This is a genomic window from Pseudomonas hamedanensis, assembly GCF_014268595.2.
Lineage (GTDB): Bacteria > Pseudomonadota > Gammaproteobacteria > Pseudomonadales > Pseudomonadaceae > Aquipseudomonas > Aquipseudomonas hamedanensis.
In genome coordinates, this window is the sequence record NZ_CP077091.1 from 4,875,847 (window position 1) to 4,893,168 (window position 17,322).

The following is a 17,322-nucleotide window of genomic DNA, read 5'->3' on the forward strand; positions in this document are numbered from 1 at the left end:
GCGCACGCGGCGCCAAAAAGTCTTAGCGAAGCGCTTTCCACGCGGCCACGTACGCCTTGGCGTTGACCGCAACCTGCTCGGGCGTCATGCCTGGCTTGAACAGGCCGGAGCCGAGGCCGAAACCTTTTACCCCGGCATCGATAAACACCTGCATGTTGTCCGGCGTGATGCCGCCGACCGGTGCCAGTACCGTGCCCGCTGGCAACACCGCGAGCCAGGCTTTGACGACCGCCGGGCCCATCTGCTCGGCCGGGAACAGCTTGAGAATGTCCGCGCCCTCCGCCAGCGCCGCGAACGCTTCAGTCGGCGTGGCCACACCCGGCGACAGGTACAGCCCCGCCGCTTTCGCCGCGCGCAACACCTTGGCATCGCTGTGCGGCATGACGATTACCTGGCCGCCGGCCTCTTTTACTTGTGCGACCTGCTCGGGTGTCAGAACGGTGCCCGCACCGATCAGGCAATCGGCGGGCAGTGTCTGGCGCAGGATGCGGATACTTTCGTACGGCGATGGGGAATTGAGCGGTACTTCGATGACGCGAAATCCGGCGGCATACAGGACTTCTCCGACCGCGGCAGCTTCCTGCGGTTGCAGGCCACGCAGGATCGCGATCAGACCGTTTTGCGCCAATGCTTGCTTGAGCATGTCAGGCCTCCAGTCAGGGTTAACGGGATGAGGATTCGATCAGTCCGGCGGCCAGCGCCAGTTGCCACAAACCACGCTCGGTAGCTTGCTCGGCCAGGGTCACCGTGGCGAAACCGCAGGCGTCGAGGGCACGGCGGTAGCGGGTACACAATTGCGCATTGCCAATCAGCACGATCGCAGGAAGATTCGGGTTGTTGCGCCGACGCCGCTGGACGTTGGCGAGCGCGGCCAGCTCATGGCCGATCATCAGGCCGGACAGATAGTCCGGCTGAGCGGTCGGACTCAGTTCACCGGTCAGGCCGAGGGTGCGGGCGCTGAACAAGGTCGACAACACGCCCAGCTCAGCGTCTGTCGACAGGGCAATTTGTACGCCGCGGTCAAACGCCTGCGCATCGAAGGTCGCGCTCGGCTGCTGGGTACGCCCGAGAATGCTGTGCTCGCTGAGGACGGCGAAGACTTCGCCGGTCATGAATGTGTCGAAATGAGTGATGCGGCCATCGACCACTTCCACCCACTTCGAATGGCTGCCCGGCAGGCCGATCAGCAAGTCGTTACCAGACTCGGCCGGCAGGCTTTGCAGGACCCCTAGCACTTGGGTCTCTTCGCCGCGCATCACGTTCGGCAGGCGCGAACGCTGAATCACACCCGGCACGATGTGCACGGACGTACCGCGAAGACTGACAACGGTTTGCAGGGAGTTTCCGAGATGGGCGACGTCGGCCGGCGTCTCGCAGTAGGCCGCTTCGCGCCAGCCCTGCGCACTGCCGACCATGCCGCAAGCAATCACCGGCAGATTCGGCTGCGCGTCGAGCCAGTCACCGCAGGCCTCGTCAAAGGCCAGTTCAAAGCCGTCGGCGCATTCGCGCCCGTGGATGGCTCTTGGGGTCTTGGGCAACTGCATGATCCCGGACGACAGCGCACGCTGCTCCAGCACCACACCGTCCGCCGCGAGTTTGTAAGCACGTAATGAGGTCGTCCCCCAATCGAGCGCGATCAATTGCGCCTGCATCGCTTCACCTGTTTTGTTTTTGGCAGTGAGTGCGATGGACTATAAACCCGAGGGAAGGAAAATCTCAATATATAAATATCAATCCCACATAGTGGGACATAGACGAGTAGCCAGCTTTTCTTGTCTACGGGCATAAAAATCCTGATCCGCTGAATTCGACAAAGAAAAAGCCGGGATCTTCAGGATTTCCGTACGACAACGCTGAATGAATCGCTCAGCGGCAATTGGCAGGCGGCAGAAGAGTGATCGACAAATCGGCTTCCTGCCGCCAGACAAGAAGCCCACTTGAACGAAGGGTTATTCCCTGTTGATTGCTCGCGCCAGATCAGCGGATGGCACACGCATGATTTCGGAAAAATACGTTTTGTAAGGAGTCGTATGAGCGCGGAATACGCAGGAAATAAAAGGTCTTTTCGTAAACCAACGACTGAGTACTGCCCCCTCAGGAAAGATTTCCGCGCCCTTTTTCCCGGTCGACTCTCTGAAAATGACGTCGGCCTTGTACTCGTTTTCCTTCCCCCTCTCATCGCGCTCAACAAGGCCAAAACCGGAGCGTTTTATCTGGTGCGCGACAGAAAAGTCCAGATCATCATCCACAGCGCATACCAACCCTTGGCTGATATGTGATTTGAACAACTCGAGAATCTCCACATCGGCGCGAAAGCGAACCTGATAGATTCCGGTATCTTCCAACTCTTCGACTCCGGAATAAGACAATTTCGCAGCCGGCTTGCCATGATTCATTGAACATGCAGAGCATATGAGCAATAAAAGCATCAAAAAAAATCGGGACACGATGCTCACTCCTTGAAAAAGCTCAAAACCGACTCATTGAAAATCTGACGAGCAGTTTTTCCGTTATCCAACGGTCGCAAATACATAATATTGGCATCCGCATGATTCACGTTTACCCGCCCCATTACATTCGGCCCGGTAGAGATTTCCCATTGCTCACCAAAACTTGCAACTGTATCTGATACGTTTGTTATCTTCGGTGCGGCGCGAATATTGACCCAGTACTGAGCCTTGGGCTTGGGTGGCAACCTGTAGATATTGGAAATGCCCCACACCATCACACCTTCGCCAACCGGATCGATGGTCAATAACATTCTGACTGTATAGCCTTTCTCCGTGAGAGTGGCTGAAAGGTGAGCGCCATTCCAACCTCCCAGACTATGACCCACAATATACACAGCGGTTGAGCAGTCCGGGATCTTCGCCAGTACCTTTTCAGACAGGTCTTTATCAGTAATGAAATCATTATAACCGAGAGGCCACGACTCGAATTTACCCACAGGAAAATTCAACGCTTTGGCATCTCTAATGAAAATTTCCCGCACGGCGTCGACGTTATTATTTGGACCGCTGAAATAATAACTTTCCTGATCTCCAGCACCACCAATAAAAAACACAACAAAGTTCCGCAGAGATATAGCAACCTGCTTATTGGTCTGATCGGTCTTGCAAGTAAGTGTGTGTGCCTTTACTTCCCTCTTCGCGTGAGGTGTTTCAGTAGGTGCGCTGACTTCGGACATGACCAATCACTCCACGAATAATTTGATGGTTTCCGCCACGTGCGAGCTGACCATATGCGTGAATCCGTTCGCATCGGTAACACCGTGTTCCTCGCTTCCGTCACCCCGTTCAATGGTGTAGGCGTGATAAGGCACTGGCTCTCCGGTCGCTTCATTCGTCACTTGCAACCTGTCAGTGAAATGCACCGGCATCGGCAACAGCCCACTAAACGCTGCCCCTCCGCCGCTCTGGCCGATGATCACCGTGCCCGAGCCACCGATCACGACATTGCCATGCCCGCCAGTGCTGTCGAGCATCGCGGCGTTGAGGCCGTTAATGAAGACGGTGCCGGAGACCGCTCCGGTAATCGGGCTGCCACACGCTGATTTATCGGTCATGCGTGCAGCAGCGAGGCCATCGAAAAACACGTCCGGCGAGCCGGAGACGATCGGGTTGGTGCCGTGTCCTGGCAGTGGGCAAGCGGTCGGGTCGGTGACGCGTGCTGCGGGTTTACCACTCAATTCAAAGCTCCTTGCTTAAGGGGTGCCGGGGATGGCTGATAGATGTCGATGTCGGTCGCGGCAAAGCGCCAGCGATTGTCGACCGGGTCGAACAGAGCGTGACAATGCTCAAGGCTTTCAGGTGATGTTGCGGTTTGCACGGCACGCCAGGCTTCGTCGGCTTGCCACTTCAAATCGGCAGGCGTTGCATCATCCAGTTCGTTGAGCCAGGCGTTGTAGTTACGCAGGTGATTGCGCTCATAAGTCGATTGCAGCAAGTCGCCCATGTGCACGCCGAGGTCCAGATGATGCCCCGACGTCCACCGGCCAATTTCGGAATAGACATGCCAGCCCATCGGGATCAACGCACCGTTCTCCAACAGAGAATGGCCGGCGAGAGCGACGAAGCCGCAACAGATGTGCAGCATCAGCCAGCCTCGATGGGCGTCTATAACCGCTGTTGGATCGAAGGTTCTCAGCGCTACCACGCGGTAATCGCCAAGTCCGGCACTGCGCGTCATCAACTCGGCGTCAAGCCGCGACACGAAAGCCCGAATAGCCAGGCCGCCAGTGCGCTGGGCCATGCAGAGAATTTCGACAGCCTGTCGTTTTGGGTCGTCAGTAGACCCGGTATTTTTCACCAGGCCATACAGGCGCATTGAGGCCTGTAGACCGCTCATTGCTGGTCACTCATTGACGCAGCGAGCGCTCCGCAGGCGCGGAGAAATTTTGCCAGAGGCATTGCAGGTGTCGTCCGTGAGCGCGCAAAAATGGCGCACAGGATGCCGGACTAGAGCGGTGGCGACAACCGAATCAGCATTGGATTGCCATCATTCGTTCAACCCTCGGCAAACTCCCTCAACACCTTGCCATCCATGCGATACCTCACCCATTCTTCCTGCGGTTGCGCGCCGAGGGATTTGTAGAACTCGATCGCTGGGGTGTTCCACTCCAGCACGCTCCATTCGAAGCGGCCGCAGTCGTTGTCGCAGGCGATTTTTGCCAAGTGGCGCAGCAAGGTTTTGCCGGCGCCGCCGCCGCGTTGCTCAGGAGTAATGTAAAGGTCTTCGAGGTATAGGCAGTTGCTGCCCAGCCAGGTCGAATAACTGAAGAAGAACACCGCGAAACCGATCGGCAAGCCGTCGCGAAGACAGATCAGACCATGGGCGGTAGCACCTTCGCCGAACAGGCTGCGCTCGATGTCGGCGACGCTGGCGATGACTTCGTGGCGGGCCTTTTCAAAATCGGCCAGTTCGGTGATGAAGGCGAGGATCTGCGGTGCATCGCTGGGGGTCGCCGGGCGGATTTCGATCGTCATGGACGGGCCTTGTGGGGAAATTAAAGCGCCATACTAAGTCCGCAGCGCTTTTGTGGCGAGGGAGCTTGCTCCCGCTTGGCTGCGAAGCAGTCATAATTCAGGCTTGCTGCCTGCCTGGTTCACCGCATCGGGGGGCTGCTGCGCAACCCGGCGGGAGCAAGCTCCCTCGCCACAAAATTTAACTGAGCCCATGAACACGATGTCTATGCCTGCTACAGCATTTGCGCCTTTGATCGACCTCGCCGCCGAGTTGCTGCCCCACGCTCTGGAGCCCTGCGACGACGGAGCCCATGACCTCGCCCATTTGCAACGCGTCTGGCACAACGCCCGCACCCTGCACGAAACAGAAGGCGGCGATCTCGACATCTTGCTCGCCGCCGTGCTGCTGCATGACTGCGTCGCCGTCGAAAAAAACTCTCCGCTACGCTCGCAGGCTTCACGTCTGGCAGCGGACAAAGCGTCATCCGTGCTGAAGGAAATGAACTGGCCCGGCGAGAAAATCGCCAGCGTCGCCCACGCCATCGAAGCCCACAGTTTCTCCGCCAACATCACCCCGTTGACGCTTGAGGCAAAAATCGTCCAGGACGCCGACCGTCTCGATTCGCTGGGCATGCTTGGCGTTGCGCGTACCTTCTACGTTGCCGGGCGCATGGGCGCGGCGTTGTATGACCCGCAGGATCCGCTAGCGCGTGAACGTGATTACGACGACACGCGTTTTTGCCTCGATCATTTCCAGACCAAACTGCTGCACCTCGCCGACGGCTTTCAGACCGCGGCCGGCCAGCGTCTGGCACAGATTCGCCATCACCGCCTGAAGGGTTTCATGGAGCAATTCAAGGAAGAGATCGGCATCGTCTGAACCCACTTGACTGCGACGCGCAGGAAGACCGTTCGTCGGTCCTCAGGCACCAATCCGCCATCAGGGCTGACCAAAAAAGGGTAAGGATTCCAATTACTGGAGAAGCCCTATGATCCCGTCAAGGTTGACTGCTTTCGTCTTCAGCGCCCTGCTCTGCCCCGCGGTGTTCGCCGCCTCGTCCACGGCAGCGGGCACTGGCCCTACCGATCCGACGCCACCGCGAGCCCCGGCCATCAACAGCGCCCCCGGCATAAACACCGATGGCTCTGGCGTGCCGCTGATCAATCAGCCGCCGGCCACCGGCACTGACCCGCGCACCCAAGGCAGCGACCCTGGACGCCAGGGCGGCATGAACACGCCTGACGCGCCGGCTACGCCCGATAACGCCGGGCCGGGCACCGGTTCGAAAACCACCACCGGTGGCTCGGGTTCCGAAGGTGCCGGTCAATAGTTCGCCGACGCGAGCGTCCTGTTCACTCCCCTGAAGAGGTAACCATGAACGTCGACAAAGACCTCGAAAAAGAAGTCCTCACCCGCCTGCTGCATGCGCATCCCGATGGCTTGGGCAAAGAAGTCCTGGACAATTATCGCGGCGAGAAAGTCGTCGCCGATACCCTCGCGGCGCTACAGGAGCGCGGGCTGATTCACCACGGCCATGTGACCTGCGGCGAGGCCGGCGAACAGTCGTTGAACCTGCCGATCAAGCTCAGCGCCGCCGGTGTTGAAGCGGCGCGCAAACTCGACAGCTGAGCCATGTGACAGTGCCGGCAGTGAACTTCACCTACCGATGCAAGGAGAAATCCCATGCCTCGTGGCAGCAAAGACAAATACACCGCCGAGCAAAAGCGCAAGGCCGAGCACATCGAAGACAGCTACGAGAAAAAAGGCGTGTCCACAGATGAAGCCGAAGCGCGGGCCTGGGCGACCGTCAACAAGCAATCGGGCGGCGGCGAGAAATCCGGCGGCTCGGGACGCAAGAAGCCGGCGAGCGCCAAGTCTGAAGATCGCAAGGAGTCATCGCGGCGCGCGGTGGCCAGTCGCAAGGGGCACTCGCGCAACAGCGAGACTTCGAAGGACGCGCAGACCGTTGACAGTTTGATGAAGGAAGCCCGGGCGAAGAACATTCCGGGACGGTCTTCGATGCGTAAGCAGGAGCTGATCGAGGCGTTGCGCAAGGCTGGCTAGGTCCGGGTACTTCAGCGTATTTGATGGCCCTATCGCGAGCAGGCTCACTCCTACAGTTGGAAAGCGTTCCCCCTGTAGGAGTGAGCCTGCTCGCGATAGCTAATGATCAGCCACCGCAGGACTCGCGGATAAACCCATCCACCTCAGCCGCCCCCGGCGCAGTCGCCGGCCCCCAGCGCGTCACGGCCAGCGCCGCCGCGGCATTCGCCCGCCGCGCCGCTTCCGGTGCATCCAGCCCTCGTGCCAATCCCGCTATAAACACCCCGGCATGAGCATCGCCAGCCCCGTTACTGTCCACCGCGTGCACGGCAAAACCCGGCACGTGGCGACGCTCGCCGGCCTGATGAATCCAGCAGCCTTGCGGCCCGTCGCGCACCACCATCAGCACGTTGGCCGGCAGATGCCCGGCGAGACGATCCAGCGCCACAGCGATGTCCTCGGCACCGGTAAAACGCAGCGCCTCGACGCTGTTGCTGGTCCACACATCGATGCGCGGCAGCAGCGCCTGCATCAGCGGCGAATCCGGCGATTGCACCAACGGCCCGGGATCGAATACCACGTGAACCGTTGCCGGCAATGCCAGCGTCCAGTCGAGCAAGGCCTGGGCCTTGCCGGCGTGGAGCAAGCTGTAACCGCTGAGATAAACGTAGTCGCCGGCCTCGGCAGCGACGCTGTTCAGATCCTCCTCGGTGACCTCGCCTTCTGCGCCGATGTACGAAATGAAACTGCGCTCGGCCGACGCATCGGTCAGCGCCACACACAGGCCGGTATCGCGCAGCGCCGGTTTACGGATGCCGATGCGAATGCCTTCGGCGTTCATCGCCTGGCGCGCCAGGTCGCCGAAACGCCCGCTGCCGTGGCGCCCCAGATAAACCACCGGCAAGCCATTGCGCGCCGCCGCCGCCATCACATTGAACCCGCCACCCGCTTCGAATCCGGCCGACTGCGCCAGTACATCACCGCCGATTTGCGGCAGTTTTTCCACGGCCATGACCAGGTCGATGATGACCTGGCCGGTGTGCAACAGCTTAGGCATGGGCATTCTCGGTTGGCGCGGCGCGGCGATCCTTCGCCCCGCCGAGGAGGAAGTAAATGCCACCGGCCACAACGAAGGTCACGATCCAGCCGAGGCCGTTATGGCCCAGCCACGAGTCGGACAGAAAGCCCTTGAACCAGACGTTCTCGGCGGTGGTGCCGATGGTGGTGAAGCTGAACCCCAGCACGATGGCAATGGCCCAGGCGCCGAATGCACGCCACTCGATGCCACCGCTGTACCAGTAGGCGCTGCGAGGACTGACGTCGAGCAGGTCTTGCGGACTGTAGTAATGACGGTGAATCAGATCGACCACGAAGATCCCGACCCATGCGGTGATCGGCACGGCCAACAGGGAAATGAAGGTGATGAACGGGCCGTAAAAGCTGTCAGCGATCAGCATGAAGTAGATCGAACCGGCGAAGATCGCGACAATGTCGACCACCACTGCGTAGACGCGCTTGACCTTGAGGCCAAGGGTCAGCGTGGTCAGACCGGCCGAGTACACCGACAGGTTGTTCGACAGCAGCAGGCCGCCGAACGCGGTGATCAGATACGGCACGGCCATCCACGTCGGCAACATGTCGCGGATGGCCACGATCGGGTCAGTCGCTGACGCCAGGTCGTTGTTGCCCACCGAGAGCAAGCCGCCGAGGGTGATCAGCAGCACCAGCGGAATGCCTGCGCCGAACGCTGCCGACGCCACCAGCCGCACGGCTTTGACGCTGCGGTGCTGATAGCGCGACATGTCCGCGCCGGCATTGGCCCAGCCGATCCCGGTGCCGGCGGCCATGGTGCCGATGCCGATGATCATCGCGCTCAGCGGCGCCGGCGTGGCGTTGAACACTGCGCTCCAGTCGATGGTTGCGCAGAGAAAACCGCCGACCAGAATGTTCAGCGCGCCGAACACGTAGGTCGCCCATTTCTGGATTACCAGCAAGGTCGCGTGGCCAAGGCCGGACACCGCCAAGGTCAGCAGCACGAAAATCGCGATGGAGAGCAGTGTCAGCAACGGCGCGCTTTTGGCCTCCACCGGCGAGCCGAACAGCATGGAACACAGCGACAGCAGCACGAACGCCGCCGTGGTGGTGTTGACGGTTTCCCAGCCCAGCCGCGACATCAGCGAGACCAGTGTCGGGCCGATGTTGCCGCGTACCCCGAAGATCGCGCGGGACAGCGTCAGGCTTGGTGCGCGGCCACGACGGCCGGCGATGGAGATGATCCCGACCACGGCAAACGAACCGGCCGCGCCGAGAATGGCGACGATGATCGCCTGCCAGATCGCCAGACCGCGAAACGCCACCAGCGTCGCGCCCAGCGGCAAGCCGAGAATTGAAATATTGGCGGCGAACCAGACCCAGAACAGCTGCAGCGGATGGCCGTTGCACTCGGCTTCCGGCACGGGCTCGATGCCGCGGGTTTCCAGTTGCCCGACGCTTTGCCCGGCGGTTGTTGAACTCATGAACGTGCTCCTGTTTGCCTTTTTTGTGGTTGTGGCAATGATGCAAAACGACATGACCATTGGCCTTCCGAGGCCTGTCTGTGCGATCCATTGCGGGTTAAGTATTCGACTATGCGGTGCGGCCTTCGCGAGCAAGCTCGCTCCCACAGGGTATGTGAACGCCACAAATCCAATGTGGGAGCGAGCTTGCTCGCGAAGGCGGCAGCCCTGTCAACGCAAGGCCAGCAGCCCCTGCACCAACGGCTCAAGCTCCAGATGATTAACCGCTTTCACCGTTTCAATCATCGGCACAGGCCAACACTCAAGCCCCAGACAGGCACCGAGCATCGCCCCGAGAATCGCCGCGATGGTATCCGTGTCGCCCCCCAGACTGGCGGCCATGCACAGTGCTTCGAATGCGCTCATCTCACCAATGGCCACTTGTTGAGCCAGCGCGAATGAAACCACCACCGACTCCTGCGACGCCACCGACGTGCCGATCACGTCGTAAAGCAGGTCGGCGAGCAATGCCTTATCGCTGTCGACGCTGATGCTGCGCGCCCAACTGATCCGGGAGGCGATGCGCCCACCCGCCACCCAGTGTCCGTGGGCTTCGGCTTGCTGGGCAATGTGCTGACCGAGGTTCAACGCCTCGCCCAGGTCGACGCCATTGATACCAGCGGACACCACCGCCGCCACCGCCGCCGCACTGGAAATCCCCAGTGTGGTGTTGTGGGTCACCTGACAGGCCTGCACCACGGCGGCGATAAAGCGTTCGGGATCAGCGACATTCGCCGCAATGCCGACCGGGGTAATCCGCATCGCCGCGCCGTTGGTGGTGCCATAGCGCCCGGCTTCTTCGGGCGAATGGCCGGCGAGGATCATTTCAATGGCGCGTTTGGTCGAGGGGCCGAGCAAATCCTGCGAGCCTTTGGCCTGCATCTCGGCTTCCCATTCGATCAAGCGCTGGGCGAGGATGGCCGGCTCGATGCGGCCCTGGCCTTCGACCAGCAACTCGCCAACCAGGATTGCCTGTTCGGTGTCGTCGGTGATCGAGCCTTTGGGCATGTTCGCGGCGATCGGTTGCAGCGGTCCGGCGTCCTGCAGATCGGTGATCTGGCCAAAACGGCTTTTGATGGTTTCGCGGTCCAGCGATTGAGTCGGCATGCCGAGCGCGTCACCCAGGGCCAGACCATAGAAAGCGCCAAGCGCACGGTTGAGCGTGGTCATCGCGATTCTCCAAATTGCAGGTGCAGACGAAAATGCACCGGGTCGAGCAAGCTTTCGACCTGTTCCATGAAACGGTTCTGCCGGTCGTACGTGGTGCGCAGGGCTTTGAGAAACACCGTGCCGACCGGACGGCCAAGCAGTTCGGCGTCTTCGGCGTTCAGCGGCTCGGCGCCGATCCACTGATCGCCGCGCTCGCCGATGTAGCCGTAGGCGGCCAGGGTGATGGTCAGGGAATTGTCGATCAGACCGACGCGCGGCAGGCTTTCCAGGCCGCCGTTGGCCGGCATCAATGCACGTTCCAGAGACACCAGCGTACCGTCGGTGGCGCGCCGGCGACGGTCGAGGGTGATGAATTGATCGGTGCCGAACCGCACCAGCAGATCCGTACGGGTCACGGCTTCGAGGCGCAACACCTCAGTGTTGATCAGCGCCCCGCTGTCGGCCAGCGCCTGCGCCCAGCCGCTGCGCTGGTCGAGGGCAACACCGTCGTAGGTGACGATCGAGCCAACCCCGCTTTGCGTGGCGATGTAATTGCGCCGCTTCAGTTCGGCCAGCGCTTCGCGCAGCGTGCCACGGCTGACCTGGAATTCCTGAGCCAACTGGTGTTCGCCGGGCAACAGAAAGCCATCCTCCATCAGGCCGCTTTCGATGCGTCGAACAAGCTCGTCGACCACCCTTTTTTTCTTGTCAAATCGTACCTGTCTAATCATGTACAAAGTGATAACCGAAACGGCAGGCGGCGGGCAAGGGATATTTGAGGGAAGGTGACAGAAGGAGGAGAGTAGCGCGATCCCTGTAGGAGTGAGCCTGCTCGCGATTACGTCAGCACATCCAGCATCAATGTGGCTGAAAGAATGCTATCGCGAGCAGGCTCACTCCTACAGGGGTTAGGTTGTGTCAGCGTTGTTTCAAGCGGTCAATGACGACGGCCAAAAGCAAGATCGAACCCCGAATCACATACTGATAAAACGTATCAATGTTCTTCAGGTTCATCGCGTTCTCGATGATCGCCAGAATCAACACCCCGGCAATCACATGGCGGATCATGCCGATGCCGCCGCTCAGCGACACCCCGCCCAGTACGCAGGCAGATATCACCGTGAGTTCGAAACCCTGGCCAATCATCGGCTGCCCGGAAGTCATCCGCGACGCCAGGATCACGCCAGCCAGCGCACCAATCACGCCGTGCACGGCGAAGATGATGATCTTGGTCCGGTCAACGTTCACGCCTGCCAGCAGCGCCGCTTCCTGGTTGCCACCAATGGCCATGGTGTTGCGCCCGTAGGTGGTGTAATTCAGCAGCCAGCCGAAGAACAGGAAGCAGACGATGGTGATCAGGATCGGCACCGGCACACCGAATAACTGGCCGTTACCGAACACGAAGAACGATTCCTGCGACACGCCCACCGCTTTGCCGTTGGCAAAAATGTAGGCAAGGCCACGAACAATCTGCATCGTCGCCAACGTGGTGATCAACGCGTTGACTCGCAACTTGGCGATCACGATGCCGTTGATCAGCCCGACGATCAGGCCCATTACCAACGCCGCGCTGACACCCAGGAACACGCTGTTGGTGTCGCGCATGACCACCGCCGCGACCACGCCGGCACAGGCAATCACCGAGCCGACCGACAGGTCGAAGTGCCCGGACGCCAGACAATAGAGCATGGTGCACGCGGCGATGCCGGTGGTGGAAATCGCCAGGCCCAGACCGCGCATGTTCAATGGCGAGAGGAAGTTATCGATCAGCAGCGTACAGGCGACAAAGATGCCGACGGCCGCAAGCAGCATGACCCAGTCATCGAGGAAGCGGCGCAGGTCCAGGGGTTTGCGCGCGGTCGGCAGGGTTTCGTTTTGGGTTGTCATCATAGTCACCTCTCAGTTCGCCACGCCGTCAGCGCGGTGGCGCGGCAAAGCCAGTTGCAGCAGGTTGGATTCATTGGCCTGGTCACGGCTGACTTCGCCGCGCAGGGCGCCTTCGCACAGCACCAGAATGCGGTCGGAAATGCCCATCACTTCCATCAGGTCGCTGGACACCACAATCACCGAAATACCGTCGGCGGCGAGGTTGTGGATGATCTGGTAGATCTCCGCCTTGGCGCCGATGTCGATGCCACGGGTCGGTTCGTCGAGCAGCAGCACCTTCATCGGCATCGACAGCCAGCGGCCAAGAATGGCCTTCTGCTGGTTGCCGCCGGAAAGGAATTTGATCTGCTGCCCGGCGTGCGGGGTTTTCACTTTCAGGGCCTTGATCTGCTTGTCGGCATTGTCCTTTTCCCACAAGCCACGGATCAGACAGCCCAGGCTCGAATGCGCACCGCGGGCGCTGATGTTGATGTTCTCGGCAACGCTGGCCAGCGGGATGATGCCTTCCTTCTTGCGGTCTTCCGGGCACAGCAGAATCCCCGCGGCAATCGCATCGCGCGGTGAGCGCAACGTCAATTCGTGGCCGCGCAATTCAAGGCGTCCGGCAGTGTGGCGCTCCAGGCCGCTGAGCAAACGAAACAGCTCGGTACGCCCTGCTCCGACCAGTCCGAACAGGCCAAGGATTTCGCCCTTGTGCGCCTCGAAACTGATCGGTTCGCGCAGGCCCGGGCCGAGCAGCCCATCAACTTTCAGCGCCACGGCGCCGCGTGGGCGGTGGCGATAATCGTAGATGTCCTGAATGTCACGCCCGACCATGCACGTCACCAGTTGATCGTGGGTCAACTGGCTCATGTCGTCGAAGGTGCGCACGTAGCGGCCGTCCTTGAACACCGTGACGGCGTCGCAGATGCGGAACACTTCTTCCATGCGATGGGAAACGTAGAGCACGACTTTGCCCTCGTCGCGCAGGCGGCCGATGATCGCCATCAAGCGGTCGATCTCGCGGGCCGAAAGGCTGCTGGTCGGCTCGTCGAAAGCGATGACATGGGCGCCACGGGACAACGCCTTGGCGATTTCCACCAACTGCCGCTGGCCGAGCGACAAGCGTCCGACTTTGGTCTGCGGGTCGATTTCATCGGCCAGGCCTTTGAGGCAACTCAAGGCTTGCTGACGCAATACGCCGCGATTGATCAGGCCGAAACTGGCCGGCAGATGGCCAAGAAACAGATTCTCGGCCACGGTCATTTCCGGAACCAGATGCAGCTCCTGGTGAATCACCGCGACGCCACTGCCAATGCTGTCGGCGGTGGACTTGAACGCCATCGTCTGCTCGCCGATCTGCAGTTCGCCGCTGCTGGGAATATAGGCGCCACCCAAAATCTTCAGCAGGGTCGATTTGCCCGCGCCGTTCTCGCCCATCAAGGCATGAACCTGGCCGGGATGAGCGACGAAGCTGATGCCGTCGAGCGCTTTTACGCCGGGAAAGCTTTTGCCGATCCCGTTAAAACGCAGGCTGCCACTGGCGCTGTGCTGTTGTTGTGTCTGTACTTGCGCGTGCATAAAGCCACCTCTTCACACCGAAAAACGGCCCGACTGCCCGGGCCGTCGTTGCCTCAGTTCCACAAGCCGATTTTTTCCAGCTCTTGCTTGAAGTTCTCGCGGGTGATCAGAGTGACGTCATCCATGGCGGTGTACTTCGGCGGCTCTTTGCCGGTGGTGACCCACTCGTACATCATCTCGGCAGTCTTGTAGCCTTCGATGTGCGGGCTTGGCAGCATCGAACCGAAGAAGCCGCTGTTAGGCTTTTTCAATTCGCCGATGGCGTCGGTACCGTTGATGCCGATACCGATGACGTTGGCAGCGGCGAAACCGGCGGCTTCAGTAGCGCGGACGCCGCCAAGCACGGTGTTGTCGTTCATGCCGCCGATGATCAGGTTTTTCGCCGCACTCGGCAGTTTCACTAACGCCGAGTTGGTGGCGTCCATGCTGCCCGGCACGTCGAGGGTTTTCAGCGCGGCGAAGAGGATGTGGTCCGCAGGCATCCCGGCCTTCTTCAGGGCATCGACCGAACCGTCGGTGCGCTTCTTGCCGGTGTCGAGTTCGTTGTAGGTGTTAACGACCGCGTAGGTGTCTTTCCAGTCCCAGTTACGCTTTTTCGCTTCCGCGGCCATGGCGGCGCCCTGCTTCTGGCCGACTTCGAATGCAGCCATGCCCAGGTACGGCACGTCTTCCATGAACTTGCCGTTGGCATCGACGAAACGGTCGTCCACGGCAATTACTTTCAGGTCGTTGAGCTTTGCTTTGGCCATGATGGCCGGGCCGAGGGACACATCCGGCGGGCAGATCACGAAGCCCTTGGCGCCATTCGCCGCCAGGCTGTCGATGGCCGAGAGGGTTTTCTCGCCATCCGGCACGGCGATCTTGATCAGCTCAAAGCCCTTGTCCTTGGCGGCTTTCTCGGCAAAAGCCCACTCGGTCTGGAACCAAGGTTCTTCGGCCTGCTTGACCAGAAAACCGATCTTCACCGCATCGGCGGCGAGCAGCGCACTGCTCAGGCTGAACGCAGTGACCGCCAGGGCAGTGCTGCACAGGGTACGAATCCCGAAACGACGTTTCATCAGATGACTCCTTGTTATTTTTTTTGAGCAAGGTTTGAAAAGCGTTGAACTGTGTTTCCAGTGAAGCTGTTAGAAAATAGTCATATCGTATGATGATTGGATTTCAAGCGTAGTCCAGCGCTCGGAATCCGCTTTATTCAGTCGTGGTACATCACCGAACGTCCACCATCGATGGTGATGCACGAGGCGTTGATAAACGGTGCTTCGTCGCTGGCCAGGAATACCGCGGTCATCGCCACTTCAATCGGCTGACCGATGCGCTTGGGCGGATGCAGGTCGAAAGCACGCTGACGCTCGGCCTGCGGGTCGGCGAAACCGTTCCAGTAATCGACGTTCAATTGCGTTTCGACGTAGCCAGGCGCAATCGCATTGACGCGAATACCCTTCGGCGCGTATTCGATGCCAAGGGCGCGGGTCAGGCCGAGCAGACCGTGCTTGGCCACCGGGTACGGAAAGCAACCGGGAATGATGTGGCTGGAATGGGTCGAGGCGATATTGATGATGCTGCCGACGCCCTGCTCGATCATTTGCGGCAGCACGGCTTTACAGCCATACCAGGCGCCATCCAGGTCGATTGCGAAGCAACGGCGCCAGTCTTCTTCGGTCATTTGCAGCGGATCGCGGAAGACATTGACCCCGGCGCAGTTGACCAGCACATCGATGCGGCCATGCAACTCCACCGCGCGTCTGGCCAGGGCGTGCAGATCCTGCTGGCTCGACACGTCAGCCTTGAGCGCCTGCACGTCGTGGCCCTGCTCGCGCCAATGGGCGGCAACCTGCTCCACCTTGTCAGCCTGAATATCGCTGATCAGCAGCTTTGCCTGCTGCGAAGCGAACGCCGCGACGATCGCCTCGCCGATGCCTTGCACGGCGCCGGTCAGCAATACCACTTTGTTTTTCAGGCGCTCGCCTTTCGGCGGTGGCGACACGGCTGGCAATGTCAGCGCTTCAGCCATGGCTCAGGCCTCCTGCGCGCAGGCGCAAAAAAACCGGGCATCAATCGATGTCCGGTTTTGACGGCGTGGGGAATCAAACAGACAGGCGTCGCTCACGGCATTGAGCCGTTGCGAGACGCGGACTCCGCAGGGGAGTGCGATCAAGATTCGCTGCATCACTTCACCTGTTTTGTTCTTTTTAAGTGTGAGTGCGTGTTACTGCTGGAGCCGACTATAAACCTGACCCGCAAATAATCTCAATATATAATTTTGCATCCCATATTTTGGGATTCATCCAACAAAACGCGTACAGAGCTTTCCTGCAACATCGACGCGCATTGTCAGCACGGCGCCATCCAGGGGGTGGTCGAGCGGACTCTTGGCGCTGGTGATATACAGGGTTTTCAGGTCTTCGCCACCGAATACACAACTGGTCGGGCGACTGACGGGCAGATCGATTTTACGGTCCACCTGCCCTTCCGGCGTCAGGCGCAACAGGCAACTGCCGTCCCAGCGGGCATTCCATACGTAGCCTTCGGCGTCCATCGCCGAACCGTCGGGGCCGCCCTGCGCGTCCGGGCCGTACCAGACCTGGGGGACGTCAAGATGACCGTCGGGGTGAATGAAATAGCGATGGAGCGTGCTGTCGAGACTTTCACCAAACAGCAGCGTGGTGCCGTCATCGCTCCAGAGCAACGTATTGGGAATGCCCAGCCCGAGCAACAGCGGCGTAACACGCTGGTCCGGATCGATGCGGAACAGCCCACCAGAACGGCGCACAATCGGCAGATCCTCGCCCTGCTCGCCGATATTGTTTTGCATGGTGCCCAGCCACAGTCGGCCCAAGGCATCGCAACGGGCCTCATTGGGACGGTTGCCCGGTTGCGGATCAGCGACACAGAACAGGCTCAGGCGTGGTTCAAGGCCTGGGGAGTCAAGGTCGAGGCGATAGACACCGCTGCTCAGGGTGACCAGTGCATCGCCGCTGGCGCAGGGGATGAATGCCGAGATGTGCTCGGGCATCTGCCAGATCTGCACGTTCTGCCCGATCAGGCGCAGCGCTTGTTTGCCGGCGATATCGACCCAGTACAGCGCTTGGGCTGGCGCATCCCAGAACGGGCCTTCGCCGAGTTGCGCGCGGTGTTGGGTCAGGGCGGTGCAGGTCATGTC

Annotated in this window: 20 protein-coding genes; 4 read left to right on the forward strand and 16 right to left on the reverse strand. The window is 60.2% G+C overall.

What is annotated here, in order from left to right:
* Nucleotides 1-22: 22 nt before the first annotated feature.
* The 7 genes from HU739_RS21220 to HU739_RS21250 form a co-directional block, all read right to left on the reverse strand.
* The gene (locus HU739_RS21220) at nucleotides 23-643 is read right to left on the reverse strand and encodes a 2-dehydro-3-deoxy-6-phosphogalactonate aldolase (protein ID WP_186547000.1); all 621 of its coding nucleotides are present in this window, start codon (nucleotides 641-643) and stop codon (nucleotides 23-25) included.
* Between the two features lie 19 nt (nucleotides 644-662).
* Nucleotides 663-1,652: a 2-dehydro-3-deoxygalactonokinase gene (locus tag HU739_RS21225; RefSeq protein ID WP_186546999.1), complete on the reverse strand. Its 990-nt coding sequence runs from the start codon at nucleotides 1,650-1,652 to the stop codon at nucleotides 663-665.
* A 297-nt stretch (nucleotides 1,653-1,949) separates the two neighbouring features.
* The gene (locus tag HU739_RS21230; protein WP_186546998.1) at nucleotides 1,950-2,447 is read right to left on the reverse strand and encodes a hypothetical protein; all 498 of its coding nucleotides are present in this window, start codon (nucleotides 2,445-2,447) and stop codon (nucleotides 1,950-1,952) included.
* A gap of 5 nt (nucleotides 2,448-2,452) precedes the next feature.
* Complete coding sequence (locus tag HU739_RS21235; RefSeq protein WP_186546997.1) at nucleotides 2,453-3,187, reverse strand: alpha/beta hydrolase; 735 nt, start codon at nucleotides 3,185-3,187, stop codon at nucleotides 2,453-2,455.
* Between the two features lie 6 nt (nucleotides 3,188-3,193).
* Nucleotides 3,194-3,688 (reverse strand): PAAR domain-containing protein, encoded by a 495-nt coding sequence (locus HU739_RS21240; protein WP_186546996.1) that lies wholly within the window; start codon nucleotides 3,686-3,688, stop codon nucleotides 3,194-3,196.
* Nucleotides 3,685-4,347: a hypothetical protein gene (locus HU739_RS21245; RefSeq protein ID WP_186546995.1), complete on the reverse strand. Its 663-nt coding sequence runs from the start codon at nucleotides 4,345-4,347 to the stop codon at nucleotides 3,685-3,687. Before HU739_RS21245 ends, HU739_RS21240 begins: the two co-directional genes overlap by 4 nt.
* Before the next feature lie 158 nt (nucleotides 4,348-4,505).
* A complete protein-coding gene (locus HU739_RS21250) occupies nucleotides 4,506-4,985 on the reverse strand; it encodes a GNAT family N-acetyltransferase (protein WP_186546994.1) in 480 nt (159 codons plus the stop codon).
* Between the two features lie 205 nt (nucleotides 4,986-5,190).
* On the opposite strand from HU739_RS21250, the gene HU739_RS21255 reads away from it, so the two are divergent.
* From HU739_RS21255 to HU739_RS21270, 4 genes are all read left to right on the forward strand, one after another.
* Nucleotides 5,191-5,844: an HD domain-containing protein gene (locus HU739_RS21255; RefSeq protein ID WP_186546993.1), complete on the forward strand. Its 654-nt coding sequence runs from the start codon at nucleotides 5,191-5,193 to the stop codon at nucleotides 5,842-5,844.
* Between the two features lie 109 nt (nucleotides 5,845-5,953).
* Nucleotides 5,954-6,295 (forward strand): hypothetical protein, encoded by a 342-nt coding sequence (locus tag HU739_RS21260; RefSeq protein WP_186546992.1) that lies wholly within the window; start codon nucleotides 5,954-5,956, stop codon nucleotides 6,293-6,295.
* A 44-nt stretch (nucleotides 6,296-6,339) separates the two neighbouring features.
* Nucleotides 6,340-6,594, forward strand: a complete 255-nt coding sequence (locus tag HU739_RS21265) for a hypothetical protein (protein ID WP_186546991.1) — start codon at nucleotides 6,340-6,342, stop codon at nucleotides 6,592-6,594.
* A gap of 54 nt (nucleotides 6,595-6,648) precedes the next feature.
* Complete coding sequence (locus HU739_RS21270; RefSeq protein ID WP_186546990.1) at nucleotides 6,649-7,029, forward strand: Rho termination factor N-terminal domain-containing protein; 381 nt, start codon at nucleotides 6,649-6,651, stop codon at nucleotides 7,027-7,029.
* A 106-nt stretch (nucleotides 7,030-7,135) separates the two neighbouring features.
* On the opposite strand, the gene HU739_RS21275 is transcribed toward HU739_RS21270, so the two are convergent.
* From HU739_RS21275 to HU739_RS21315, 9 genes are all read right to left on the reverse strand, one after another.
* Nucleotides 7,136-8,065 carry a PfkB family carbohydrate kinase gene (locus HU739_RS21275; RefSeq protein WP_186546989.1) on the reverse strand — a complete coding sequence of 310 codons (930 nt, stop codon included), beginning with the start codon at nucleotides 8,063-8,065 and terminating at the stop codon, nucleotides 7,136-7,138.
* Complete coding sequence (locus HU739_RS21280; protein ID WP_186546988.1) at nucleotides 8,058-9,524, reverse strand: purine-cytosine permease family protein; 1,467 nt, start codon at nucleotides 9,522-9,524, stop codon at nucleotides 8,058-8,060. The genes HU739_RS21275 and HU739_RS21280 overlap by 8 nt, the downstream gene beginning before the upstream one ends.
* Before the next feature lie 210 nt (nucleotides 9,525-9,734).
* On the reverse strand, nucleotides 9,735-10,733 hold the full coding sequence (locus tag HU739_RS21285; RefSeq protein WP_186546987.1) for an ADP-ribosylglycohydrolase family protein: 999 nt from the start codon (nucleotides 10,731-10,733) through the stop codon (nucleotides 9,735-9,737).
* Nucleotides 10,730-11,443: a GntR family transcriptional regulator gene (locus tag HU739_RS21290; protein ID WP_186546986.1), complete on the reverse strand. Its 714-nt coding sequence runs from the start codon at nucleotides 11,441-11,443 to the stop codon at nucleotides 10,730-10,732. Before HU739_RS21290 ends, HU739_RS21285 begins: the two co-directional genes overlap by 4 nt.
* A gap of 187 nt (nucleotides 11,444-11,630) precedes the next feature.
* Entirely contained in the window at nucleotides 11,631-12,599 is a 969-nt protein-coding gene (gene araH, locus HU739_RS21295; protein WP_186546985.1) for an L-arabinose ABC transporter permease AraH, read from the reverse strand.
* 12 nt (nucleotides 12,600-12,611) lie between these two features.
* Nucleotides 12,612-14,159 carry an L-arabinose ABC transporter ATP-binding protein AraG gene (gene araG / locus HU739_RS21300; RefSeq protein WP_186546984.1) on the reverse strand — a complete coding sequence of 516 codons (1,548 nt, stop codon included), beginning with the start codon at nucleotides 14,157-14,159 and terminating at the stop codon, nucleotides 12,612-12,614.
* 53 nt (nucleotides 14,160-14,212) lie between these two features.
* Nucleotides 14,213-15,217, reverse strand: a complete 1,005-nt coding sequence (locus HU739_RS21305; RefSeq protein WP_186546983.1) for a substrate-binding domain-containing protein — start codon at nucleotides 15,215-15,217, stop codon at nucleotides 14,213-14,215.
* A gap of 137 nt (nucleotides 15,218-15,354) precedes the next feature.
* A complete protein-coding gene (locus tag HU739_RS21310; protein WP_186546982.1) occupies nucleotides 15,355-16,173 on the reverse strand; it encodes an SDR family oxidoreductase in 819 nt (272 codons plus the stop codon).
* A gap of 270 nt (nucleotides 16,174-16,443) precedes the next feature.
* Nucleotides 16,444-17,319: an SMP-30/gluconolactonase/LRE family protein gene (locus HU739_RS21315; protein WP_186546981.1), complete on the reverse strand. Its 876-nt coding sequence runs from the start codon at nucleotides 17,317-17,319 to the stop codon at nucleotides 16,444-16,446.
* Between the last annotated feature and the right edge of the window lie 3 nt (nucleotides 17,320-17,322).